The 25416-nt window shown below is 37.9% G+C and carries 22 protein-coding genes; 13 read left to right on the top strand and 9 right to left on the bottom strand.

What is annotated here, in order from left to right; genetic code table 11:
* The 3 genes from EPU_RS14525 to EPU_RS01540 all read right to left on the bottom strand — a co-directional run.
* The coding region (locus tag EPU_RS14525; RefSeq protein ID WP_010166120.1) for a FeoB-associated Cys-rich membrane protein at nucleotides 1-139 on the bottom strand (139 nt) is incomplete at its 3' end.
* Nucleotides 140-154: 15 nt separating this feature from the next.
* Nucleotides 155-2128: a ferrous iron transport protein B gene (feoB, locus tag EPU_RS01545; protein WP_156778378.1), complete on the bottom strand. Its 1974-nt coding sequence runs from the start codon at nucleotides 2126-2128 to the stop codon at nucleotides 155-157.
* Between the two features lie 15 nt (nucleotides 2129-2143).
* Nucleotides 2144-2359, bottom strand: a complete 216-nt coding sequence (locus EPU_RS01540; RefSeq protein ID WP_010166118.1) for a FeoA family protein — start codon at nucleotides 2357-2359, stop codon at nucleotides 2144-2146.
* A gap of 182 nt (nucleotides 2360-2541) precedes the next feature.
* On the opposite strand from EPU_RS01540, the gene EPU_RS11150 reads away from it, so the two are divergent.
* The 9 genes from EPU_RS11150 (at nucleotide 2542) to EPU_RS14115 (ending at nucleotide 14754) form a co-directional block, all read left to right on the top strand.
* Nucleotides 2542-3843 carry a protein kinase domain-containing protein gene (locus EPU_RS11150; RefSeq protein WP_044149199.1) on the top strand — a complete coding sequence of 434 codons (1302 nt, stop codon included), beginning with the start codon at nucleotides 2542-2544 and terminating at the stop codon, nucleotides 3841-3843.
* A 3-nt stretch (nucleotides 3844-3846) separates the two neighbouring features.
* Nucleotides 3847-4635 carry a vWA domain-containing protein gene (locus tag EPU_RS11145; protein ID WP_010166116.1) on the top strand — a complete coding sequence of 263 codons (789 nt, stop codon included), beginning with the start codon at nucleotides 3847-3849 and terminating at the stop codon, nucleotides 4633-4635.
* An 86-nt stretch (nucleotides 4636-4721) separates the two neighbouring features.
* Complete coding sequence (locus EPU_RS12560) at nucleotides 4722-5633, top strand: leucine-rich repeat domain-containing protein (protein ID WP_010166115.1); 912 nt, start codon at nucleotides 4722-4724, stop codon at nucleotides 5631-5633.
* A gap of 138 nt (nucleotides 5634-5771) precedes the next feature.
* A complete protein-coding gene (locus EPU_RS12555; RefSeq protein ID WP_010166114.1) occupies nucleotides 5772-6881 on the top strand; it encodes a leucine-rich repeat domain-containing protein in 1110 nt (369 codons plus the stop codon).
* A 51-nt stretch (nucleotides 6882-6932) separates the two neighbouring features.
* Entirely contained in the window at nucleotides 6933-8045 is a 1113-nt protein-coding gene (locus tag EPU_RS12550) for a leucine-rich repeat domain-containing protein (protein ID WP_010166113.1), read from the top strand.
* Between the two features lie 31 nt (nucleotides 8046-8076).
* On the top strand, nucleotides 8077-9327 hold the full coding sequence (locus EPU_RS01510; RefSeq protein WP_029487787.1) for a protein phosphatase 2C domain-containing protein: 1251 nt from the start codon (nucleotides 8077-8079) through the stop codon (nucleotides 9325-9327).
* Nucleotides 9327-10571, top strand: a complete 1245-nt coding sequence (locus EPU_RS01505) for a protein phosphatase 2C domain-containing protein (RefSeq protein WP_010166110.1) — start codon at nucleotides 9327-9329, stop codon at nucleotides 10569-10571. The genes EPU_RS01510 and EPU_RS01505 overlap by 1 nt, the downstream gene beginning before the upstream one ends.
* Before the next feature lie 292 nt (nucleotides 10572-10863).
* Nucleotides 10864-12951 (top strand): glutamine synthetase III family protein, encoded by a 2088-nt coding sequence (locus EPU_RS01500; RefSeq protein WP_029487786.1) that lies wholly within the window; start codon nucleotides 10864-10866, stop codon nucleotides 12949-12951.
* A 129-nt stretch (nucleotides 12952-13080) separates the two neighbouring features.
* Nucleotides 13081-14754, top strand: coding sequence for an ammonium transporter (locus EPU_RS14115; protein ID WP_010166106.1), 1674 nt, complete (start codon nucleotides 13081-13083; stop codon nucleotides 14752-14754).
* 48 nt (nucleotides 14755-14802) lie between these two features.
* Here the strand turns inward: EPU_RS14115 and nadE are convergent, their stop codons facing one another.
* The 3 genes from nadE to EPU_RS01480 form a co-directional block, all read right to left on the bottom strand.
* The gene (gene nadE, locus EPU_RS01490; protein WP_010166104.1) at nucleotides 14803-15528 is read right to left on the bottom strand and encodes an NAD(+) synthase; all 726 of its coding nucleotides are present in this window, start codon (nucleotides 15526-15528) and stop codon (nucleotides 14803-14805) included.
* Between the two features lie 21 nt (nucleotides 15529-15549).
* Nucleotides 15550-16323, bottom strand: coding sequence for a Cof-type HAD-IIB family hydrolase (locus tag EPU_RS01485; RefSeq protein WP_029487784.1), 774 nt, complete (start codon nucleotides 16321-16323; stop codon nucleotides 15550-15552).
* A gap of 99 nt (nucleotides 16324-16422) precedes the next feature.
* Nucleotides 16423-17442, bottom strand: coding sequence for a uroporphyrinogen decarboxylase family protein (locus tag EPU_RS01480; RefSeq protein ID WP_010166101.1), 1020 nt, complete (start codon nucleotides 17440-17442; stop codon nucleotides 16423-16425).
* A gap of 283 nt (nucleotides 17443-17725) precedes the next feature.
* On the opposite strand from EPU_RS01480, the gene EPU_RS01475 reads away from it, so the two are divergent.
* Both EPU_RS01475 and EPU_RS01470 read left to right on the top strand, forming a co-directional pair.
* Nucleotides 17726-18469, top strand: a complete 744-nt coding sequence (locus EPU_RS01475) for a radical SAM protein (RefSeq protein WP_010166100.1) — start codon at nucleotides 17726-17728, stop codon at nucleotides 18467-18469.
* 39 nt (nucleotides 18470-18508) lie between these two features.
* Nucleotides 18509-19198 carry a queuosine precursor transporter gene (locus EPU_RS01470; RefSeq protein ID WP_010166099.1) on the top strand — a complete coding sequence of 230 codons (690 nt, stop codon included), beginning with the start codon at nucleotides 18509-18511 and terminating at the stop codon, nucleotides 19196-19198.
* Nucleotides 19199-19257: 59 nt separating this feature from the next.
* Here the strand turns inward: EPU_RS01470 and EPU_RS01465 are convergent, their stop codons facing one another.
* The 3 genes from EPU_RS01465 to galE form a co-directional block, all read right to left on the bottom strand.
* The gene (locus EPU_RS01465; RefSeq protein WP_010166098.1) at nucleotides 19258-19632 is read right to left on the bottom strand and encodes a hypothetical protein; all 375 of its coding nucleotides are present in this window, start codon (nucleotides 19630-19632) and stop codon (nucleotides 19258-19260) included.
* Nucleotides 19633-19650: 18 nt separating this feature from the next.
* Nucleotides 19651-20163, bottom strand: coding sequence for a putative periplasmic lipoprotein (locus EPU_RS12545; protein WP_010166097.1), 513 nt, complete (start codon nucleotides 20161-20163; stop codon nucleotides 19651-19653).
* A gap of 151 nt (nucleotides 20164-20314) precedes the next feature.
* Entirely contained in the window at nucleotides 20315-21331 is a 1017-nt protein-coding gene (gene galE / locus EPU_RS01455) for a UDP-glucose 4-epimerase GalE (protein WP_029487783.1), read from the bottom strand.
* 190 nt (nucleotides 21332-21521) lie between these two features.
* On the opposite strand from galE, the gene EPU_RS01450 reads away from it, so the two are divergent.
* Together EPU_RS01450 and EPU_RS01445 are read left to right on the top strand one after the other, a co-directional pair.
* The gene (locus tag EPU_RS01450; protein WP_010166095.1) at nucleotides 21522-22313 is read left to right on the top strand and encodes a hypothetical protein; all 792 of its coding nucleotides are present in this window, start codon (nucleotides 21522-21524) and stop codon (nucleotides 22311-22313) included.
* Between the two features lie 407 nt (nucleotides 22314-22720).
* Nucleotides 22721-25411: an Ig-like domain-containing protein gene (locus EPU_RS01445; protein WP_029487782.1), complete on the top strand. Its 2691-nt coding sequence runs from the start codon at nucleotides 22721-22723 to the stop codon at nucleotides 25409-25411.
* The last annotated feature ends 5 nt before the right edge of the window (nucleotides 25412-25416 follow it).

Below are 25416 nucleotides of genomic sequence, written 5' to 3'. Positions count from 1 at the left end.
TACTTTTGATGCTACATGATTTATTGCAGCCACCTTTGCAGCCCGGACAACCGCCGCCATTTTTATGTTGCTTCACCAAAAAGCAGATTATTCCTCCCACTATAGCCACTATTACAAGTACCGCAATGACATTTCCCATAAGATTTTCTCCTCCCTACGCTGCCATGAATTGTGCTCTTTCTTTTTCTTTGGCTCTTTTTACAAGCATTATATAGGCGATTATTTCAATTGCAATGATTATTGCCGCAATTAACATTCCTATTCCAACAGTGCCATTTATAATTGCTCCAACCTGAGCCACAATCATCGCAAGAGTGTATCCGGTCAAAATTTGAAATCCGATTCCAATAGCAAGCCACTTCTTWTCTCCTATCTCAGAATTCATCGCTCCTATTGCCGCAAAGCATGGTGGCGTAAACAAATTTAATACCATAAACGCTATTGCAGTCTCCAAAGTAAATACTGATAGTAGCGGACTATTTGCAGATGCCAATGCTGTGCCAGAAACCGCATACATAACAGCCAAGCTTCCCACAACATTTTCCTTTGCAACAAAGCCAGTAAGCGTTGCCGCRCCCAGTTGCCACCCYGCCATTCCCAACGGAATAAGCAACGGGCTGATCAATCCTCCCACTGTCGCCAACATGCTCGCGTCAGCATGATCTACAAGTTGGAGCGAAAAATTATATGATTGCAATAGCCAAATAATCATATTGCATAGCACGATTATGGTTCCCGCTTTTACAATGAACGCCCATCCTTTTTCTAGCATCGATATACAGGCATTTTTTAAACTTGGTATTTTATATTCAGGAAGCTCAACRATAAACATTGACTTCGAATATTCTACTCTAAATATATTTTTAAGTATGAGACCAGAAATAATAATTATCACAATCGCAACAATATACATACTAGGGCCTACCCATGAATACTCTGGCAAAAACACGACACTAAACAATGCGATAATTGGAAGCTTCGCTCCACAAGGCACAAACGGAGTTAGTATCGCCGCCATCTTCTTCTCTTGCGGATTTTCGATAGTCCTTGTTGCCATAACTCCAGGAATTGCACAAGCAGATCCAACAACCATAGGTATAACAGATTTTCCAGACAATCCTATCTTCTTAAAATAAGTATCCATAACTACAGCAACTCTAGCCATATATCCACTATCTTCCAATAAACTTAAGCAGAAAAATAGCACCATAATTAAAGGAAGAAAACCAACAACCGCACCAAAGCCTGCAACAATTCCGTCCACAATTAACGCAGATAAAAATTCATTTACATTCATAGACGCCAGCAACGAATGAGCCGCCTCCGGCACCATCTCGCCAAAGACAACATCATTTAAATAGTCTGATAAACTACCTCCAACAAAACTTTGAGAAAACCAATACACGGCCCACATAACAAAAAAGAAAACCGGAATCCCCAAAACTTTATTCGCTACAACTTTATCTACCTTATCCGAAAATGTAAGTTCMTCAGATTTTTTAGCTCGAGTTTCGCATTCGTTTACRAGATCTTTTACCGCTTTAAATCGTTTTTTATCGAGGGTATCTTTTTCTTTTTTACTATTGATTTCTACCATCAACTCTGGCATAAAACACTCCTGCTCTTTTTTATCTTTGAGCTTTAGCGCAACCTTTACGAGAGTTTCCAAACCAGTTTTGTTAAGAGCCGATATCGCCACCACTTTGCATTTAAGCGTATCGGCCAACTTTTTGTTATCGATAATTATTTCTTTTTTGGCAATAGCATCTTGCTTGTTTAGCGCCACCACTACCGGAATACCCAGCTCTAGCAATTGRGTCGTAAAAAATAATCCGCGATTTAGATTTGCCGCATCCACAATATTTATTATTACATCTGGTTGCCCTTCTGTTATAAAATTTTTGGTGATTGCCTCTTCTTCCGTATATGGAGAAATTGAATACGCCCCCGGAAGATCTATTAACACAACTTCCTCACCTTCAGGCACATACATTTTCTTCAAAGGGTGTTCTTTCTTATCTATCGTAACACCCGACCAGTTTCCTACATGCCCTTGCTCTCCCGTTAGGGCATTATATAGTGTAGTTTTTCCGCTATTGGGATTTCCTGCCAATGCAATTTTTATCATAAAATATCCTCCTAGTTAGTCACATAATACAATACACTCTGCTATATTTTTATCAATTGCGTATCTGGTATCCTTTACGTTTATTACCCAATTATTACTTATTTTCGAAATGATAGTAATTTCTTCATCATCCATACATCCTAATGTACGCAGAAAAGTTGTTATCTTATCATTAGCAATTATCTCTTTGATCAAAAAAGTTGTTTTTATTGGCGCTTCTTTTAGTGTCATATCATTTCCTCCTTAAACAATCTTAACCAAGTTAGCTTAAACTAAATTATACTATTTGATTACAAATTTGTCAATATTATTATCATTTTTTTGCACAAAATTAAATATGTCCAAATTATGGTAAATTCGCAAAAAACATGTTATAATATTATCGTTAAAAATTTTTAGAAGGAGGTTTGTTCATGAATTTAGGATTCTCGATTCAAACTTTATTCAGCAAAAAAGATATTGTGGTAAAAGAGTTTTTAGCTGAAGGTGGACAAGGCAGCGTTTACAAAGTTCTTTACAACGGTGAAGAAAAAGCCCTTAAGTGGTACAAAAAATCTGCCTTAGGCAACAAAGCAAAGGCTCAACTGTTTTATGACAATCTCAAAAAAAATGTGGAACGCGGAACTCCAAGCGAAGATTTTCTTTGGCCAATCGATATCACTCACTGGCATCAAGATACGTTCGGATATATTATGAATTTAAAACCAGCAGAATATTATGAATTAACAGACTTTTTGCTGTGCACTGTTCGGTTTCGCTCCTATCGCCGCGTTACTGATGCTGCACTCAATATCGTTTCTGCTTTTAGGCAACTACATAATCAAGGATACAGCTATCAAGATTTAAACGATGGCAATTTTTTTATTAATCCTCAAAACGGCAAAATTTTGATTTGCGATAACGATAATGTAGCACCAAACGGTGAGGATACCGGCATTATCGGTAAGCCCAGATATATGGCGCCCGAAGTTGTTCTTGGCAAAACTAAACCCAACAACCTCAGTGACCGCTTTTCTATGTCTGTAATTTTATATGCTTTATTYTGCTTAAATCATCCATTGGAAGGCAAACGCCACATTGTTCCTGCACTCACTCCCAAAATTCAAGAAGAACTTTATGGCAGCAATCCCGTCTTTATAATGGATCCTAAAAATAAAAGCAATGGCCCCGATAAAATCATTCACCGAAACTCTCTACTAATCTGGCCAGCTCTTCCAGACTATATTAAAGAAATATTTCTCAAAGCTTTTAGCGAAAAATCGTTTACCAAGCCTTCTGCTAGACCCACCGAAATCGAATGGCTCAAAGTTTTTACCAGATTTCGAAGTAGTATTATTTCTTGCTCTTGCGGTAACGAAATTTTTGCCAACGGCGGTGTTGCCATATGTGAAAAATGCGGCCGCAACGCTGGTGTATCATTTGAACTCAATCTCGGTGAATACAGCATCCCCGCTCTAAAAGGCAGTCGAATTTATAAATGCCAAATTAGCATAACCGATGATAACCAGGCGTTAGACCCCGTTGCTTTAATTACACAAAACCCAAAATCTGGAAAACTWTTTATCGAAAACAAAAGCGGTCACAACTGGAATGCTATTACCTCCAAAGGTGAGCCACGCAAAGTTGCAACAAACGAAGCGGTCCCATTAAAAGAGGGAATCCAGTTAACCATAAACGAACAACCCATCTTCATCAACGCAAAGAAAGGAGTATAAACCATGCCAGCCATTAACGAAATAGACGAAATGCCACGCAAAGAACTTCATGTATTTTATGTATTAGACACTTCCGGAAGCATGACCGGCGTTCCAATTGCAGCTCTCAATACCGCAATGGAAGAATGCACCGTTGCGCTCAAAGATCTTGCAAAAAAAAATGCTGATGCAAAGCTCAAAATTGCCGTATTGGAGTTTAGTACGGGCGCTAAATGGGTTACATACAATGGCCCTGAATCACTCGACGACGAATTTGAGTGGGAGCATCTATCTGCAGGAGGGGTAACAGACATCGGAGCTGCCTTACGCGAACTTGATATCAAACTATCTCGCAACGGATTTTTAAAATCTATGACCGGTGCATTAATGCCAGTAATTATTTTTATGACCGATGGATATCCGACCGATGAATACGCTGCGGCATTAGCCGAGTTGCGCAAAAACCGTTGGTATACAAGCTCCACCAAGATTGGATTTGCTATCGGAGACGATGCCGATGCCGCTATCATATCATCTATAGTAGGCAACAGCGAAGCCGTAATCAAAACCAGTGATTTGGAATTATTTAAGCGCCTGATGAAATTTGTTACCGTACGCGCCAGCATGTTAGCATCTTCATCTCGCACTACCAGCAGCTTTGTCAACGGCTCTGCGATTGTCCAAGATGCTATAGACGACAACTCTCTACCCGCCAACATAATCGCAAACCTAGGCAATAATTCCAAATCTTCACAAGACGACGATGCCAACTGGGACAATAATAATAATTGGGACGATGATGATAATTGGTAAAATATGAGATTAATTACAGCTGCAGCTTCTGCCCAGATTCTGCAGTAAAATTTTTATTTTATTAATTGAGTATTAAGGAGGTTTTCATGAACAATACCGTACAAATACTTCGCAAAATATATGTTCAATACGGAGAAGAAGTTTTCAAAAATAAGTCTAAATTGAAAGGGTTGATTAATGATTTTATTAAAAACACAGATACACTAATGTTATTGCAGGCAGTCGACCACAACGTTGCCATCGATGTTATCGACAAGATTAAATTCAAAGACGATAATCTAGCAATACAGTTACTTGCCGAACACTTGTCTTCCAAATACTTTTGGCGYGAGGATGTTGCTCATACAGCAATACAATGCTTTGTTCAGGCCAAATTTGGAACAGCATATTCCTCTAAGTATCTCAAAACCAGAACCACGCAATCAATTTTGGACACGCATCACTCACTGTTTCATATAGCAAATCAAGTTCTTATAAAGTATCTCGGCAATCACGCAGATGCCATCATTCCAAATACCGTGATTTCTATAGACTCAAGAGCCTTTGCAGAATGTGAGTTAGCAACTGTTGTTATTCCACACAACCTTAAAATTATTGGCGCGGCCGCATTCTACCGCTGCACCAACCTCAAGCATATAAATATTCCAGCCGGTGTTTCTAGCATAGAAGACAGCACTTTCGAAGAATGTACACAACTAAAAACTGTATCTATTCCTGCAGGCATGACTTCTATTAGAAATTATTCTTTTGCGTATTGTAATAATTTGGAAACTTTAATTATACCAAACGGAGTCACTTCTATAGGAACGGCAGCCTTTTTGCATTGCGATAACCTCACTAGTATAAATATTCCAGAAACCGTTACTCACATTGGAGATTGGGCCTTTTATGGTTGCCCCAAATTGAAGACTATTAAAATTCCATCTGCAGTCAAATTTATAGGCAAAAACGCAATTCCCGCTGCCACGCAATCATTAAAAAGCAAAATTGTTTATTAACTTTTTTTACTAATTTAACATAGATATCTCCTATGTTTTAATATAAATAATAATATACCTACGAAAAACTCAACTATAAACTAAAGCGTTTTCTTATAAAAAATTACAAATTTTATTAAAAATATGGAGGAATTTAATATGAACGAAACAGCAACAGCACTTAATTTAATTTATACACAATATGGTGATGAATTTTTTCAAGATAAATCACAATTAAAACAAACAGTTAAAGATTCGTTAAAAAACAATGATGTCTCTATGCTAACGCTAGCAATAAATCAAAACGTTGCCACAATGCTAATCAACACAGTATCTTCGGTGGAAGATTATGATGCGATTACCGCTATAATAGATGAGCTTGTTTCCAAGTATATGTGGCAAAGAGATGTTGCCACAATTGCAGTAAATTACTTTGTACAAGCAAAATTTGGCAGCGCCTACACTCCTATAGCATATGAACCCGCTACTTCTGCAATTGCCGAAATACTACACGACAAAAATAAATTTCTTATAATAGACAGTCGCCTAATTAGGTATAAGGGCAAGCAAGAACACGTTACGATTCCAGCAGGCGTTACAACTATTTGCGAACGCGCATTTTACAATTGCCACACCGTACAGACTATCACGATATCTGCCAGCGTTACAACTATCGAAGACGAAGCTTTTGTCAATTGCRGTAATCTAACAATTATTGATATCCCAAAAAACGTAACATCTCTAGGCGCAAAGGCATTTAAGGATTGTGTCAATCTCACAACCGCAACAATTTCTACAGGCATTACCGCAATCAATGATGAAACCTTTTACAAATGTATTAATTTAACCACTGTAGATTTGGCCCCAAGCATAACCTCTATTGGCGCACACGCATTCTACAACTGTACTAATCTAATCGATATTACTATACCTACCAAAATTCAAACAATAGCCAATGCCGCATTCAAAAATTGTAAAAATCTTAAATCCATCAGCATCTGTGCAGGTGCAGTATCAATTGGTGACAGTGCATTTTGTGAATGTTCAAACTTAATCACTGCAGAAATATTGGAGGGCGTTACATCTGTTGGCACTGCTATATTTGAAAAATGTACTCAATTAGAATATATCGTTATTCCAGCGACATTAACAGAAATCCATTATACAAAAACYGAATTTACTCAAACAAGTATTCAAAAATTTCATCGAGACGCTACTAAAATGCAAGTTTTACTTCCTATAGACTCATTTTGGAAATTTTTCGTGTAAATAATAGCTAATATCTCTAACTTTATTATAACTTCAAAAGGGGGAATTGCAATGAACGAAACATCACAAGTACTTCATCAAATTTATACTCAATATGGTTCTGCAGTTTTTAAAGACAAACATAGATTGATATCATTCATTAAAGATTTATTAAATAATAAAGACACATATATGCTAACATTGGCAGTAAATCAGGGCGTTGCTATATCCATTATCGATACGGTCAACTCCGAAAACGATTCTCGAGCCATCGGCATAATTATTAGTGAATTAGTTTCTCGATACATGTGGCAAGACGATTTAGCTACAATGGTTGTTAACTATTTTGTATATGCTAAGTTCGGTAAATATGTCGAAACAAATATCACTATTGAGTCCGCTGCACCAAGCAATCTCCCTCCCCCTACAGATAACAATCAATTTCTTATAGCAAACAAAGTTTTGGTAAAATATAAGGGTGCTCTCGAAAATATTGCAATCCCATCAGGCGTCACTTCTATCGGAGACCGCGCTTTTTATAATTGCTCTAGCGTTCGAACTTTAACAATGCCTTCCAGCGTTTCATCTATAGGCAACGAAGCCTTTTTTAACTGCAGAAACTTGACTTCACTACAATTGCCATCAAAATTTAAGACCATTGGCGTTCGAGCATTTTTTAATTGTACCAGCCTTACGCATTTCACAATACCAAAAGGCGTCAAAGCTATACAAACCGAAACATTTAGCGATTGCAGAAGTCTAAAAACCGTCGATATCCCCTCCACGGTAGATGCCATCGGCGATTCTGCTTTTGACTGCTGCAGCAATATCGAATCTATCACCATTCCACGCAGCGTTCGCAATATTGGCAATTACGCCTTTAAAGGTTGCTCTATTTTGCGCTCTATCGAAACACCCGAAAGCGTTCGTAACATTGGCAACGAAGCCTTTGGCAATTGCTTTGAATTATGTAATGCCCAATTATTAGAGGGCGTTTCATCTATAGGCTTTTCAATTTTTAACGGCTGCCAAAAACTCGAATATATAGTTGTACCTTCTACACTAAAAACCATAAAAACTAAGATTACATCAAATAGATATGCCGACCAAACTGTATCTATTGCCAAGATGGAAGTCTTGGTACCTGGCGATAAAATTTGGAGTTTGTTAACTAAATCTTATTAAATTATTAATCGAAGAAAAGAGGAATTTCATTATGCTATACACTTTTAATCAGAGCGTACAAGGATATCATCATTGGATGCAAAACCAGCCTTTGCAAGATTATTCTGCATCATATACAGATCCTCGCAACCAATATCATATTGCAGTAGTCGCAGATGGCCACGGCTCCGTCGAATGTTTTCGCAGTGATGTTGGCTCTGCAATAGTCACCACAACCGCAATCAACTATCTAAAAAAATTTGCCGCAGCAGTATTAGAATCTCCCGATGCTATATACAATGACTTRCTATTTTCTGCTCCTAAGCGATGCAATTCTGTTCGTGCGCTAACCGATTCTATCGTTACCACTTGGAACTGTGCCGTTGTTGATCATTACCATAACAATATATCRCAAGCTTCTGMCAAAGACATTGCCACCATCTACGGCACCACTTTTATCGCGGCATTGCATCTGCCAAAATGTTTAATTTTATTTCAGCAAGGCGATGGAGAGTGCGTTATATTTTATGAAAACGGCAGGATCGCTCAACCCATTCCAAAGGATGAACGTTGCGTCGAAAATGTTACTTCTTCTATGTGCGACCCCGACGCTGCGACTAGAATTCGCACCAAAATTATCGACCTCGCAGAAACTCCTGTAGTTGCTTGCTTCTTGGGCACTGACGGCATATCCGATACATATTTAGATACATATCAGGCTTTTTCTGGTTCTCACTATCATATGGCAGGTGTACACACTTTTTATAAATTTTTATGCTTAGAGGTTTTAAAAAGTACCATCGATACTTCTCAATTTTTGTCTAATTTTTCAAGGTATGGAAAGTTTAGTCGAACAGGCAGTGGCGATGACGTCTCCGTTTCGGCAATAGTTGATATCGAAAAACTCGCTACATTTGCTGATAAATTCTGTAGAGAAATCGAAATTTATGCAATAGARGAAAAATTATATTGGAAACAAGACGARCTTCGCAGTAAAAGTCGAAAATATCAAATTTTATCTACTGCWGCAAAAAATGCCAAGCAAACTTTTGCTTATTCATTACCAAAATATTTAATCAAGAATAAATTYMATTCCAAACATACTGTAAAAATTTCCCTTACTCAACACAAAAAGAAAGTCGTAAAAATTAGCGCTCTGTTAAAGACAAATTCACAACCACAAAAGGCATTTCAAATTGCTCAGAAAAACTTTATTGCTTATAAAAAAATATATACTACTCTCGAAAATGAATGTATTGCTTTAGAAGAACAACTTAAACAATTAAAGGAAGGTGACTTCTAATGTTATTTACTTTTAACCAAACAGTATTAGGTCATTCTCATTYCACCAACAATCAAATTTGTCAGGATTATTCGACATCTTATAGCAATGTCGAAATGGGATATCACATAGCCGTAGTTGCAGATGGACATGGTTCCGACGAATGCTTCCGCAGCAATACGGGAGCGCGCTTTGCTGCCAAAACCGCTCTTAGTTCMTTGAAAAAACTTGCCGAATTAATTTTTTCTGATCCCGAATCAGCTGATAYTATTTACGAAGATTTGTTTCACCCCAATCCCAGACGGCAAATCATTTTGTCCTCTCTCACTCAAACCATCGTCGCCAAATGGAACGACAAAATAACTACTCATTACAACAACAACCCCATTTTATTCATTAACGAAAATTATCTATCCTTTCCCCCTAGAGATTTCATGGTACAATCAAGCCCCACCTATCCTCCTAGCATATATGGAACTACATTGATCGCCGCGTTGCAACTACCCAACTGCTTAATTCTATTGCAGCAAGGAGATGGCAGATGTATCATATTTTATGAAGATGGAACTGCAGATCAGCCGATTCCTTCGGACGTTCGATGCACCAAAAACATTACGACATCTATCTGCGACCCCGATGCTGCCGCTAGCATGCAATTCACAGTGATTAATCTAAAAGAAAAAAATATTGCCGCTTGTTTTTTGGGAACCGACGGTGTTGAAGATACATATCCTAACACATTTTACACAGAAAGTTTTAATTATATGAAAGGAGTTCACACGTTTTATAAACATGTTTGTGTTCAAATAATCGAAAAAACATATAATTTTAACAAATATTTCAAAAAACAACTAACTATTTTTAGCAAAAACGGATTATTTAGTTCCACAGGAAGCGGCGATGATATTTCTGTATCTGGAATAGTAGATTTACAAAAAATTTCTGCCTTGGCCGATCAATTCAAAACTGATGTTGCTATTTATAAATTAGAAGAAGAGTTACTCCACAAAGAAAACCAATTATATAATAAAGATAAAGAATATGATATTTTAAAGAAAAAGKTTGAAACGGCACAATCCGAACGGTTAAATTTTTTGCAAGATCTGTCCATTTTTATACCCTCTGTCGAACAACTTAATCATCTATCTTTATTAACTCAAAACCTCGCTACTGCCGAACAAAATTTTTCAGAATACAAATATAAATATAACGAATTATTAATAGAATACAGAAATTTAGAACAACAACTTATCAAATTGTTCTAATTTTCTATACCTTTTGCAAGTTTATAAAATATAAATTTCATTTTATATATTTTTTTATTTTTTTAAAATATAAATTCACTATTGACAATTATTCTTTAGCATGATATTATATTTTCAAATAACAGCAAAGGCGCTGCGAGCTATTTTGAGCTCACAGCGTCTTTTTTTTGTTTCCGAATGCATAGTTTGCGTATTTTTAATCATATTAAGTATAGACACATTACAATGTCGTAATGCAATTTGCAAACTATTTAATATCAATCATTTATTTTGATAATAAGGAGAGAAAACAATGAAAAATATTCCCGAGCTTTTTGGTTCAAAAGTGTTTAACGATAAAATAATGCAGGCTAGATTACCAAAAACAATCTATAAAGCGATCAACGAAACTGTTCAAAACGGCAAACCTCTCGAACTTAGTGTTGCTAATGTTGTTGCAAACGCAATGAAAGATTGGGCCACAGAACTTGGAGCAACTCACTTTACTCACTGGTTTCAGCCTATGACAGGTATTACTGCGGAAAAACACGATAGTTTTATTTCTCCAGATGGCAAAGGACAAATTATAATGGAATTTTCTGGCAAAGAACTAGTAAAAGGYGAGCCTGATGCATCCAGTTTTCCATCTGGTGGGCTTCGTGCCACTTTTGAAGCGCGCGGCTATACTATTTGGGACGTTTCTAGCTATGCATTTATCAAGGATGACACTCTTTGTATTCCAACTGCTTTTTGCTCATACAGCGGCGAAGCTCTAGACAAAAAGACTCCACTACTCCGTTCAATGGAGGCAGTTGATAAAGCTGCGACAAAATTTTTAAATATAATTGGCAAATCGGATGTTACCAAGGTTACCACCACTGTTGGTCCCGAGCAAGAATATTTCCTCATCGACAAAGAGATGTTCCTAAAAAGACCCGACTTAATATATACTGGTCGAACACTTTATGGCGCACGCCCTTCAAAAGGCCAGGAGCTTGATGATCACTATTTTGGTACTCTCAAATCTCGTGTTAGTGACTTTATGAAAGACTTCGATTCCGAGTTATGGATGCTYGGCATTCTCTCAAAAACTAAACACAATGAAGTTGCACCTGCTCAACACGAGCTCGCTCCTATATTTTCAACTACTAATATCGCAACGGATCACAATCAGCTGACTATGGAAATCGCCAAGAAAGTTGCAAACCGACACGGACTAACTTGCCTATTACACGAAAAACCATTCGCAGGAGTCAACGGCTCTGGTAAACACAACAACTGGTCTATGTCTACAAACACAGGCGAAAATCTTCTAGAACCTGGCAAAAATCCTTCTGAAAATACTCAATTTTTACTATTCTTAGCSGCAGTTGTTCAGGCYGTCGATGAGTATCAGGATCTYCTTAGAGTTAGTGTTGCTAGCGCGGCAAACGACCACAGATTGGGTGCTCACGAAGCTCCTCCTGCAATAGTTAGTATGTTTCTCGGCGATGAACTAAGCTCTATTATAGATAGTATCGTCACTGATACTGCATATACCAACCATGGCAGCTCAAAAATGGTCACTGCAGTAAGTGTTCTCCCTGATTTYAACAAAGAYACTACTGAYAGAAATCGTACTTCTCCGTTTGCGTTCACTGGAAACAAGTTTGAATTTAGAATGCTTGGCTCTGCGTTTTCTATTTCTGGACCAAACATTATTCTTAACACCATCGTTGCGGAAGTGCTAAATGAATTYTCCRAAAAACTCGAAGGTGCCAAAGATCTTGCAGCTGCCGAAGCCGCACTCATCAAAGATACTTTCACCAAACATCAACGCATTATCTTTAATGGCAACAACTACTCCGAAGAATGGGTCGAAGAAGCCAAAAAACGCGGTCTACTCAACTTAAAAACCACTGTTGATGCTCTTCCAACATTTATTTCACCTAAGAGCGTTGAGTTATTCACCAAAAATCATGTGTTCTCAGAAGCAGAATTGCATTCAAGATATGAAATTTTRTTAGAAGAGTATAGCAAGGTTATAAACATCGAAGCCCTCACCGCATCTGACATTGCTAAACAGTTGATACTTCCTGCATGTATGGCGTACCAAAAACAAGTGGTTGATCTCTTAAACGCTAAGCAATCTGCTGGAATACGCGCTATCACCGAGCAAACCATTGCAACTGATCTGGACGAATTATCCTATGATCTATTCGAGGAAATCAAAAAGCTCGACATAACTATCTTAGAAGCACACACCATAGCCGATACTCTTGCAAATGCGCAGTTCTATCGCGACAAAGTGCTTGCTGCTATGACTTCGGTGCGCACCATTGTTGATACGTTAGAGCTTAAAGTTGCGTCATCATACTGGCCGCTTCCGACTTATGGTGAATTATTATATAGCGTAAATTAATTTAAATTTTTTGTAACATTTAACTCACAACTTCATATATATATAAATGTAAACACTCACAAAGGCGTGTAGTTTTTCCTATTCGGAATGACTATACGCCTCTTTTTTTGCTAGAAAGGAGAATTGGTTATGGATGCTTTTGGAATTTGGTTTTTAATTGGAGCTGCATTAGTATTCTTCATGCAAGCGGGCTTCGCAATGGTAGAGACAGGCTTTACCCGAGCCAAAAACACCGGAAATATCATCATGAAAAATTTAATGGACTTCTGTCTCGGAACTATGGCTTTTGCATTTTTAGGATATGGACTTATGATGAGCGAAAACTATTTATTTGGAGTTATCGGTATTCCAGATTTGGACATTTTCTTCGATTATGCCAATTTTGAATGGTCCAGCTTTGTTTTTAATGTAGTCTTTTGCGCAACCACTGCAACCATCGTCTCCGGCGCTATGGCAGAGCGTACAAAGTTTAGTTCATATTTAATTTATAGCCTCATTTTAAGCTTGCTAGTATATCCAATCGAAGCTGGCTGGGTTTGGAATTCTCAAGGATGGCTATATCAAATRGGCTTTGTCGACTTCGCAGGTTCTGCTGTTATACATACCGTTGGYGGAATTTCTTCTTTAATAGGAATCAAATTTTTAGGAGCTCGAATCGGAAAATATGTAAAGGATCCTGCAACAGGCAATATCGTCGCAAAAGCTATTCCTGGMCACAACCTAACCATCGGAGCTTTGGGCTGCTTTATTTTATGGTTTGGCTGGTATGGATTTAATGGCGCAGCAGCTACTTCTATCGATGGAATCGGCGGCTTGGGCTCTATCTTTTTAACCACCACTATTGCTCCTGCCGCTGCGTCTTTATCAACTATGGCATACACTTGGATTAAGAACGGTAAACCCGATGTTTCGATGACGCTTAATGGTTCGTTGGCAGGATTAGTTGCAGTTACAGCTGGATGCGCTAGTTTCGATGCATTTGGCGCATTGATCGTTGGCCTAGTTGCTGGTATATTGGTTGTTGTAAGTATCGAGTTTATTGATATCAAACTTAAATTGGACGATCCAGTTGGTGCGGTTTCTGTTCATGGCGTAAACGGCATCTGGGGAACTTTAGCAGTAGGATTATTTGCCGTTGATGGCGGGCTTGTATATGGCGGAGGCACAGACTTATTACTCACTCAATTTGTTGGTATCGGATCAATCATTTTGTATACAGCAATTGTGATGACTATATTCTTCGCATTAATCGATCGATTCCATGGGCTTCGTGTATCTGCAGAAGAAGAAACTATCGGCTTAGACCTAAGCGAACACGCACTTGCTAGCAGCTACGCCGGATTTGCTATGACTTCGCTAGATATCGTTCCTACATTAATTTCAACCAAAGTAGAAACCGAGATTGTGCCTATTAATAAGGCGATACCTGTTGTTGACAACTCAAATCCTGGTGCACCAATCACCAAAGTTACCGTGATCACCAATCAGGCAAAATTTTATCAACTCAAGACTTCTCTCGAAGCAATTGGCATTACCGGAATGACTGTAATTCAGGTTTTAGGCTTTGGTATCCAAAAGGGTCAACCAGAGTATTATAGAGGTAACCCTATCGAGGCAACTCTTCTACCTAAGGTTAAAATCGAAATCGTCGTTTGCAAAATCCCTACCGAAACTGTTGTTGCTACTATTAAAACAGCATTATATACCGGACATATCGGTGATGGTAAGATTTTTGTACACGCAGTAGAGAATGTTCACAGAATTAGCACTGGTGAAGAAGGCTACGATGCGTTGCAAGATTAATATGTATGCCCCTCCTATTTATTAAGAGGGGATTTTTTTATTTTATGCTTACTTTGCTCTAAAAAAATATGGCATTTCGCGTTTATGCTGAGTTCTTGTATTCGCCGCTTCGATAATTTCTTGAGCCCTAGCGTTGGTTTTGCCAGTTTTGATATATTCTTCTATCTCATTATATGTTACACCCATTTCTTTCTCGTCTGTTTGGCCTTCCCATAACCCTGCAGATGGCGCTTTTGTTAATATGACGTTTGGCACTCCCAACTCTTTCCCAAATTCTAGCACCTCTTTAACTGTTAGGTCCGATAATGGATTAATGTCGTATGCCCCATCGCCCCATTTTGTAAAATATCCCATAACCATTTCGCTTAAATTGTCTGTCCCCACCACAAGGTAGTTCTTAGTTTGTGCTAGTGTATACAATGTGATCATTCGAAGTCGAGGCTTTATATTTGCTAACGCTATATCTCTTAACTCAAAGTCCACTTGGCTCGAAATAGATTTTTTCATCTGCTCGTAGCTATCTTTAAGCTCTACCACAAACAGTTCAACGCCAAATGCCTCTGCCACCATTTTTGCATGTTCTACATCTGCTGGATTTGAACTACACGGCATACTAACTCCCAATACTTTATCCGCACCTAACGCTTTTACACACAAAGCCGTTGTGACTGCAGAATCTTTTCCTCCGCTTATTCCTATCACAACTCCTGCTGCACCTGCCATTTTTACATAATCTCTAATAAACTCTAATCTTTGCTCTAAATGAAAATCCATCGTCTCATTCCTTTCAATATTTTATAACGCATGCTTTTCTATCTCACTCATTATTTCTTCTGGAGAGCATACAAAGTTTCCATACGCTTTCATTTCGTCTGTAGCGTGATCCATTACATAGCTTGTTTCTGCTAACTGCAACATTTCTATGTCATTATTATAATCACCAAATGCCATGACTTCGCTTGATTTTATGTTTAGCTTTTTCATAAGCATCTTCAAGCCTGCCCCCTTGTTTACTCCCATYGGTATAGCRTCAATCCAAAATTTTCCTGTAGCCACGAACATTGCTCTATCATTAAATCTTTTGTTTAATTCGTTACACACTTCGATCACTCTTCCATCTGTTACCCAAATAGATACCGAAACTATATCCTTTTCAATATCTTCAAATCGGTCTATATCTTTCATTGCAGTACAATAGTGTGCAACCTTTTCTCTGACTGTTACTATTTGCGGCAATAAATATGATTCGTATCTGCTATTGATAATCGGAAATACATTGTCTTGATCCAAAAATTCCATAACTTCTATCAACGTATCTTTTTGCAAAGTTTTAGTAAAAAGTTCTTTCCCTTTATAATTTACTACACCGCCATTCTCGGCTATAATCGCAATGTCGTTAATGAACGGAACAAACAAATGCTCTATTGCACTATAAGAACGGCCACTTGCCGGGACAAATAATATACCCTTTTTGATTAATTTAGTAATAATTTCATCTGCCCTTTCTGGCATTGTTTTGSTTAAYCCCAACAAAGTCCCATCAATATCAGTTGCTATTAATTTTATCATAAATCCTCCCTCRGCATMAAAAATGGCGTACTCATTAAACAYACACTGCTTTTCTTCAGCATTGCAATTTATTCAAGTACACCTCATTGTGTAAAATAATTATCTCTTAAGATCTTTAAACGCTTCTACCATGGCCAAAATATTTTCAGGAGGTACATCAAAAGCTAGTGCGTGAGTCGGTGCCATAATYAGTCCACCACCTGGCATCAGCACTTTTGCTATTTTGTCCACTTCTCCTCTAACTTCGTCCGGGCTCACGTAAGGCAATACTTGCTGAGTCGATATTCCTCCCCAAAATGCCAGTTTATTTCCATATTTTTCTTTAACTTCTTTGATATCATACACTTCTGGCTGAAATGTTTGGTAGCAATCTAACCCGATTTCTATCAGATCATCAAACAATTCATGGCAGTCGCCACACGAATGCTGAAGTACAAATAACCCCTTATCTTTTACTCTTTTATAGAGCTTTGCCATTTGTGGTTTTATATAAGTTCTCCAGTGCGCAAGACCCATTATCAATCCTCTTTGCTGCCCCCAATCATCACCAAAATATATTCCATCAAAATCATACTCGAGGGCAATATCAACTAAATGACAGTAGTAGTCGCCAATTTYATTAAAGAACTTCAATGTCTCTTCTGGAGACGAAACCATTCCACAAAGAACTTCTTCCATTCCCGCAATAGACCACGCACGCTCAAACATCAAAAAYCCAAAGCCATACATCAAAAATCTGTCGTCCTTCACTTTGTCTTTTGTCATTTCTTCGCACTCTTTACGAAGTCTCGCTTCATCACATTTAGGAAACACATAGTCATTATCTCCCATATCTTTTATCTGATACACATCTGGCAACCCGATATCTTTGTCTGCACCATTTCTATTCCATTCTACACCAAATTCATCCTTAAAATATCCTGGCTTTTCTGGCATTTCTGTTGGCCAGCCCCAATATTGCTTATAGTATAAAAACTCTCCCATTTTATGTTCTATCTCAGGATCTTTTGTATACTCAATCAGCTGCTCTAGCGCCTGTTCTGTAAAATCTAAATGATACGGAATAACTTCTGTTTCTATATGATTCAATGCATTAATCACAACTTCTCTTCTTGTCATAGTAGATATCCTTCCTGCACATATGATAATTACATCCATATTTTATCAAATTGCTTTACGTTCTTCAAGCAGTTTTCCAAATTTATTTAAAAATATCAAACAAACTTGCAATTCTCCTTTGCATATCGATTTGCCGTTCCGCATATAATAATATCACTCTACAACCAAATAGGACAGTTCGTGACCATCCTGTCTCTAAACAAAACTAGGACGAAGCACCCAACGTGCTTTAATTTTGATGCGTACAATTAGGTGCGCTTTTTTTATTATTTGGAGGTAATACATGAAACTAGAAAACGAAATTATGGAGCGCTACTCTGTTATAGAAAGTAAAAACAAACGCGAAATTGTACTCCTTCGCGGCCGCGGATGCAGCTGGAGGAAATGCCGATTCTGCGACTATCATCTCGACAGCTCCCCTAACCAAGAAGATAACGACTACTGCAACAAAGCTCAGCTCAGCAAAGTTACTGGCATCTACTCAAAATTAGAGGTCATCAACTCTGGCAGCTTTGTAGATTTATCCGATAMCACTCTCGGTCTCATACAAAAAATTTGCGTCGACCGAAATATAAAAGAAGTCCATTTTGAATGCCACTGGAATCATCGCAACAGCGTCCAAGCTCTCAAAGAACGTTTCCGCAATCTCGGCATCAATGTCAAGGTTAAGATTGGCATCGAAACATTCGATCTGCTTTTTCGCGAGAGCTATTTAGCCAAAGGCATAGACGAAGCCGACCCCAAARCAATTGCGCAATACTTCGACGAATGCTGTCTACTTCAAGGCATCCCTGCTCAAACCGCACCATCTATGATCGCAGATATAGAAACTGGCCTTAAATATTTTGAAAGAGTATGCATCAACATTATGCAAGCCAACGCTACACCCATTAAGCCCGACCCTCGAGTTGTTAAAATATTCCAAAACGAAGTTCTGCCACTATATATCGATAACGATCGCGTTGATATTTTAATGGAGAACACCGCATTTGGTGTAGGCGGAGTTACCACCAATCCCGTATCCTAATCTCTTGCCATTATTTTTAATACGAAAGGAGTTGCAATAATGCAAAACGAAATTGTTTTAGTTATAACACTTATATTAATTTATTCTGGAATCGTTATATTTTATAGGTTTTTAGGAAAAACGGGATTATATATGTGGACCGTTATCGCTACAATTGCCGCCAATATTGAGGTTCTAATCTTGGTCAATGCCTTTGGAATGGAGCAAACTTTAGGCAACGTACTTTTTGCATCTACATTTTTGGTAACCGATATTCTTTCCGAGCTTGAAGATAGACAAAGTGCGAATAGAGCGGTGCATTTCGGAATCATTGCAAGCATATCTTTTATATTGATCTCTCAATCTTGGTTTTTGTACATACCAAATTCTAGCGACTGGGCAATGCCATATCTACATGCGATATTTTCTAATACTCCACGACTTATGCTTGTTGGAATTGCGGTCTACGCGATTGCTCAACTTTTCGATGTGTGGCTATACCATCTTATTTGGAACAAAACAAGCAAAATCTTTGGCAACTCCAAAAAGGGGCTTTGGATTCGTAACAATTGCTCCACATTACTTTCTCAGCTTTTAAACACAGCTTTATTTACATTCGGCGCATTTGCTGGTGTATACGATTTTTCTACTTTGCTTAACATTCTTGTTTCATCATATGTAATATTTATAGCAACCAGCTTGTTAGATACTCCTGCTATATACATAGCGCGAAAGCTTAAAACCAAATAGGCAATAGTTTCTGCTGCAGCTTTTACGATAATTGCTTCTGCTGCAGCAAATAGCATTTTTTAGAGTGTACTATACTGTTCATCTATATACTCAATTGATTCTGATATAACTTTAGCTTCTAATATATCTTCTTCTATTATATGGTTTGTCTTTTTTGATATATCAGTGTAATCAGTATTTTCTGCGTCACGCCTTGCCATTTCGGATATTAGTCTCGCTTTCATTAATTCTGTATATTCTTCAATTTCTTTTAATTTACTTACTTCTAATATATCTGCGTCTTTTGTATTATCCCTCCATACTTTTTCGTCACAGTCAGTTTCTGTATATTCTATTTCTTTTGAAAAGATCTGCCGTATTATAGCTTTTATCTCTTTCCACTTACATGCAATCTTACCTCCGTTTGTTACTTCTTTATATGTTTTAACATTCATATTTTTAAATTCCTATATCTATATAAATTGCTTGTTTATCTCTTCTATTATTGGCACAACTTCTTCTTCCAATGCATCAAACTCTGCTATTAAAGCTATATAAATAGGTTTCTCCTCCCCTATGTTAATAGTACTCATCGCCACAACATATCCAGAGTTCTTTGTTTTCATTATTTCTGTATAGCACGAAAAACCTTTTCCGTTTGTTTCTATTGTYGACACTTCTTCTTCAAATTCCTCGTATATTCCGTGTAAGCCAGCTCCTCCAAACTGTTTAGATGCTCGCAGTGTATATTCCTTATTGTCCAAGTCAAAGTTAATTTGAGCTGTGACTTGTGCTATAATCGAATATTTAACATTTGACGCATCTTCCGGCGCTTTTATTGCTATTCCTAGCATTTCAAATTCGTTTGCACTTTCTACGTTTACAATTGGATTTATCATGTCTATTTGTTTTTCTATAACAGAGCTTTGCGCACATCCCGTTAATGCAATCATTACCATTGCCATTGCTGCAATAATTTTTTTCATTCTTTGCCTCCTTCACACATTTGTATATCTTTTATTATTGCCTTATATATCTATATCGAAACATTTTTAAAATATTTTTTAAGATATTTGTTATTATAATATTCTGGGYTGCGCAAATTGTTACACCTTAAATTCTACAATTTTTGTATTTTCAATAATAMTTTTCCGCGGTGTCAGCTTTTGTTACAAACTTCCACAAATCCATACACATATCATTTATATCTTTTGTTGCTTCCCATCCCAATATTTYTTTTGCTTTTGCAACATCAGCGAACGACGTCGCTACATCTCCTTCTCGTCGCGGACAGATTTTATAYTCAATCTTTTTACCAGATGCCTTTTCGAATGCGGCAATCACCTCTAATACGCTCGTACCATTTCCAGTACCCAAGTTTATTGCTTCTACRCCTCTGTTAGCCAGTACATACTCTAGCGCCTTGATATGCCCTCTTGCCAAATCCATAATATGCACATAGTCTCTTACTCCCGTTCCATCTGCAGTATCATAATCTCCGCCAAACACACTCAGGTGGTCCAACTTCTCTGTCGCCACTAACGCTATATACGGCAATAAATTACTAGGAGCACCATTTGGATTTTCGCCCAAGATTGCAGACTCGTGCGCACCTATCGGATTAAAATATCTCAGCGATACTACACTCCACGCATCGTCTGAAGCATATAAATCTTGTAGTATGTTTTCGATTATTATTTTTGTTGTTCCATATGGATTTGTCGCACATAACGGCATTGCCTCAACCAACGGCGAAGTGTTATTGATTCCATAGACTGTTGCAGAAGAAGAAAAAATTATATTCTTTACATTATTTTTTTTCATAATTTGCAACAAGTTTATCGTCCCYGTAATATTATTGTTATAATATAATAGYGGCATTCTAACAGATTCTCCTACTGCTTTTAAATTTGCAAAATGAACGACGCCCTCTATTACATGTTTATCAAATATTTTGTTTACATCTTCATAATTTAGTAAATCTAAATTATAAAACTCTGGTCTAACCCCCGTAATCTTCTCTATGCCATCTAACACCTCCACTTTAGAATTGCATAGGTTATCTAAAATTACAACTTCGTATCCTTCTTGGATAAGCAACACAGTTGTATGACTCCCTACATATCCCGTTCCACCTGTTACTAAAATTTTCATATTTATGTCCTCCCAAAACAAAATATTAATTGTTAACTTTTTATTATTTTAGCACAATATATAGCAATTATATTATTTTTCCATTGACTAATTTTTCAAATTATTATATAATGATCACATATTTGTAACTTGTATTTTTAAATCGTATGCCATATTTTCTAAATAAACATCTTAAAAGGAGCGATAATTTATGGGATTTTTTGACTTTTTAAAGTTTAATGAAAATAAATTTTTAACAAAAATAAACTCATATTCAGCTATCCAGAATAAAACATGGGCAGAATCCGAGTATGCTGATATTTCTTATGCCACTGATGCCTTTGATGAAATAGACTTTATATTAAAACATGCACCAAAGACATTTACACCAACACAATTAAATGATCTTATTGCGAAATATAAAATCGACAAGTATCAATCTCTTTATAAGGAAGACAAAGAAAAGCTCAAAGACTATAGAAGTAAAAATAAACTTCTATTTGAAAGCATCACTGTTGCTGATTATAAAGATGCGGAAACAACACTCAATAATATGGATAATGCATTGATATGTAGACTTCTCAAATTTGTAAACCGCAATAACAAAATTTTCGACATAGACAGTCCTCAAGTTGATTCCAGCGATTTAATTATTGTTGCATATCTAGATGAAATCCAAGAAACGGTTGGCGTTTTGCTTGCTTCTAATCCAAAATCAGAAATTCACAAAATTAAGGCACTATACATCACCGAAGATAACAGAGGCTACGGCTTTGGCAGATACGTCCTCGATAGTTTTCTCACTTCTACCAAAATTYCCCAATACCATTGCGATATGCCTCGGCTTTTAGATAGCTATTTACGCAACAGAGCGATTCCAAGTAAAGATGGTTTTATATACACCAACGACCCAGAATCTGTGAATACCTTTTATGAAAATCTCAAAGTTGAGTGTTCTGAAAACAACAAAACTATCCCATCATTAAAAGATTTTTTTGAATAGCACGATTTTTCTACTGCACTGGCTTTCGCTGGAGCAGTATTTTTTTTACGGTAAAAATATATCACCGAAGACAACAAAAGCTATCCCGTCATTAAAAGATTTTTTTGAATAGCACGATTTTTCTACTGCACTGGCTTTCGCTGGAGCAGTATTTTTTTTACGGTAAAAATATATCACCGAAGACAACAAAAGCTATCCCGTCATTAAAAGATTTTTTTGAATAGCACGATTTTTCTACTGCACTGGCTTTCGCTGGAGCAGTATTTTTTTTATRGTAAAATGTCACTAATGCATTTGTATAATTTTGGTTACTTTTCTTGTTGGCAAAATCTATCAATTAGTATATTATTAACGTAGTAATGAGCATACATTTTTTTACATTTCATATTGTTGAAGGGAGATGTTTTATGAAATTTGCAATGCAATTAGCTATTCTCGCAGTCGCAGCTTTTACTGCCGTTCCCGTTCTAGCTGTTTCTCAAAGTGATATYGACAACCACTCATTCGGAAAAGTTTCGTTCGAAGATGACGATAAGCAAACTCTTAAAATTACCACCARCTCTCCTCCTTGGGGATTTAGCGAATATTCTATAGAAGAGTTTATGCCAACCGATGGYAAAAATGCTCTTAAARCTCGATACGAAGCCGRCAGCTCCTCCATAATTCGAATCGCACCAGCAGATGGCGGCACCTGGGATTTTAGCGACAGCCGAATGGTTCTTGCATTCGATTTTACCAACACCAATGATCATGCCCAGAGAATCACCACTATATTTAGACATTCCGGCGGCACTACTGCATATATGAATGAAGTACCCGCAAACACCACCAACACCATGTATTGCATATTGGATCAAGATAAAATCCAACTCGGTGCCGACGTATTGCCAAGCCCGGTAGCCGGTGTAAACGGAATAGTTCTTAGCAACGGCTGGGGCAATATGAATTTTGATAAATCTACMGTTACTGCRATCGATTTGTCCTGGAGCCTTGGTGGCGATGTTGGATACTACACATTCGACAACTTTAGAATAGTAGAAAATCCTCTCCTCGATGTCTCAACAGCATACGCAGGAATCATCGATAAGTACGGGCAATACGCTCCCAAAACTTGGCCTAACAAAATTTTTAGCGATGAACAATTAAAAGAAGCACAGGCAGCCGAAGAAGCTCAAGTTGCTATCTGGAAAGCCGAACAGGAAGCGCGAACAGACCGCACCATTTATGGCGGCTACAAAAATGAAGCTTTGCGACAAGAAGCCACCGGCCATTTCTATACTACAAAAATCAATGATATTTGGACTCTAATAGAYCCAGAAGGATATCCATTTTTTTCCACAGGCTTTGGCATCGTTCGCAAAAACGGCAAAGACACTTGGGTAGATGGTCGCGAATATATGTTTCAAGAACTTCCAGCCAAGAACGGCGAATTTGCTGATCACTACGGCAGAGCCAGCGGACTTCAACCTCCTTTTGGCAAAAAAWCTGGCACCAGCTTCTCCTTTTACTCTATGAATCTTGAAAAAAAATATGGCGATGACTGGCTTCAAGACTGGGGCAAGATGGCCACCGATCGCTTCGAAGCTTGGGGTATCACTTCCCTCGGCGCTTGGGCAGAACCAGATTTATTTTTTGGTAAGGGCAGCATACATAAAACTCCATATACAGCATTTACCTGGACCACTGTTGCAAGCGGCAAGCATGTTCGACTATATGATTCGGTTCCCGATGCCTTCGACCCAGAATTCGAAAAATCCACCATTGCCGCAATCAARGATCARGCYGTTCGCTATGGCATACACGAGGACCCATAYTGCTTYGGCGTTTATGTTGACAACGAATATAAGTGGGGCAACAACATGTCAAACAACGCTTTAGTCAAAGCAATATTCGATGACGATGTTGCATCTGAAAAAAGCTATGCCAAGCGCCATTTTGTTGCAGTACTCGAAGACAAATACGGCTCCATCTCTGCACTAAATTCGGCATGGGGCAGCAACCTCTCATCTTTTGCAGAGCTTGGAAAACCATATACTGGAAAAATCTCAGCCGAGGATGCATCTATGGTTGTTAGCCAATTAGCAGATCAGTATTACAAAACTGTTGATAGCGTTATAGCGGAGCTGCTCCCAGGCACAATGTACCTCGGCTCCAGAAATACCGAGTGGGGCACTCCTATAGAAGTAATTCACTCTGCAATTAAGTATGTSGATGTTCTAAGTTTCAATAACTACAACGTAGATGTACATCGTGAAAACTTTAAATTCGAAGAATATGATATGCCAATGATCATCGGCGAATTTGGATTTGGCGCCAGCGACGCAGGACACTTTAGCGCAACCGGGACATCATTACCTTCGCAACAAGCAAGGGGCGATGCATATATAAATTACGTCGAGTCTGCACTCAAGAGCGGAAAATTTGTTGGTACACACTGGTTTCAATACTACGACGAACCGATTCTTGGCCGTTCTTGGGATGGYGAAAATTTCAATGCAGGATTTATAGATGTAACCGACCAGCCTTATCCCGAGCTAGTTGATGCGGCGCGATATATATACGACACAATGTACGAAACAATGTTTAACCATATTCCTATGACCAATATTCACAACACACAATCTAGCATCGCGTTGGCAGCTGGCGAAACTGCAACCATCGAAACCCTCACAACTCCCGCAAATCTAAACGAAGACGTAAGCTATTATAGCASCAACTTATACGTCGCAACCGTTGATGAAAACGGAGTTGTTACCGCAGTCGGCGATGGAGATGCCACGATAGTTACCAAGAATGCCAACGATTTATTTGTCGTTACCTCTACAAACGTAGTTGTCGGTGACGGCGCCGCACCTGCTTCTGTGAGATTCACTGCAAARGAGCTAACGATGATTCCCGGAACAACACTCAACCTTAAGGATCAGCTCAAATTGGATAATGCTACCAATCTCAAGTGGAAAACTTCCAAAAAGGCCATTGCCACAGTTGACGAAAACGGCATTCTAACAGCACATGCTCCTGGGCGCATTAACGTTGTTGTAGAAGATAAAAACAGCTTTGCMACCGATTCRATCAGCATCGTAGTTCAATCTAAATAAAAATA

It is taken from the genome of Candidatus Epulonipiscium viviparus (assembly GCF_000171335.1).
In the GTDB taxonomy this organism is placed as follows: Bacteria; Bacillota; Clostridia; order Lachnospirales; family Cellulosilyticaceae; genus Epulonipiscioides; species Epulonipiscioides viviparus.
The sequence above is the reverse complement of the archived record's forward strand: the minus strand, read 5'-3'. Positions and strand labels throughout refer to the sequence as shown.